This is a genomic window from Vibrio sp. 10N.222.46.A1 (assembly GCF_041473595.1).
GTDB lineage: Bacteria > Pseudomonadota > Gammaproteobacteria > Enterobacterales > Vibrionaceae > Vibrio > Vibrio tasmaniensis_A.
In genome coordinates, this window is record NZ_JBFRSN010000657.1 from 2803 (window position 1) to 3808 (window position 1006).

Here is a 1006-nt window from a genome sequence, read left to right on the forward strand (position 1 = left end):
CCAGTTAGCTGACAATTTAATGTGTTTGATATCGCCGATGTTGGTCGCTGCGATGTTAGTGATTGCTTCACCAACCGCTAGACGAGCTGACGCGCCAAAGTCTAGAAGTGCTACTGGCGTACGCTCACCAAGAGACATCGCCTCACCGTGGTAAGAGTCGTAACTTGCTGCAGTTACTGCGCAGTTAGCAACTGGAACCTGCCATGGGCCAACCATTTGGTCACGAGCTACAAGGCCTGTTACCGAGCGGTCACCGATGGTGATAAGGAATGTTTTCTCTGCCACTGTTGGTAGGCGAAGAATACGGTCAACCGCTTCGTTTAGTTCGATACCAGAACGGTCAATCGCAGGATTGTTTGCTTTTAGCGTCTTCGCGTCACGGTGCATCTTAGGTGTTTTACCTAATAGGATGTCCATTGGCATGTCGATTGGCGTATTGTCGAAGTGTGAATCTTCTAGTTTCAGATCACGTTCTTCTGTTGCTTTACCAACCACTGCGTAAGGTGCGCGTTCACGTTTACAAATCGCGTCGAATGTTGCCATGTCTTTATCAGCAACCGCCATTACGTAACGCTCTTGAGATTCGTTACACCAGATCTCAAGTGGGCTCATGCCCGGCTCATCGTTTGGCACGTCACGTAGGTTAAAGATACCGCCACGCTCACCGTCGTCTACTAGCTCAGGAAGTGCATTAGAGATACCGCCCGCGCCTACATCGTGGATGAATGCGATCGGGTTCGCATCACCAAGCTGCCAACAACGGTCGATAACTTCCTGACAACGACGCTCCATCTCTGGGTTTTCACGTTGTACAGAAGCAAAATCTAAGTCTTCAGAAGAAGAACCAGAATCCATTGAAGATGCAGCACCGCCACCAAGGCCGATGTTCATCGCAGGACCACCAAGAACGATCAGGCTTGCACCTACTGGGATCTCTTTCTTCTGAACGTGATCATCACGAATGTTACCAAGACCACCAGCCAGCATGATTGGTTTGTGGTAACCA

The 1006-nt window shown here is 49.7% G+C and carries 1 protein-coding gene; it reads right to left on the bottom strand.

Annotated features, from left to right (window positions below; translation table 11 throughout):
* Nucleotides 1-1006 (bottom strand): AIR synthase-related protein (locus AB4496_RS17890; protein ID WP_372131521.1); only part of this gene is annotated, 1006 nt, incomplete at both ends.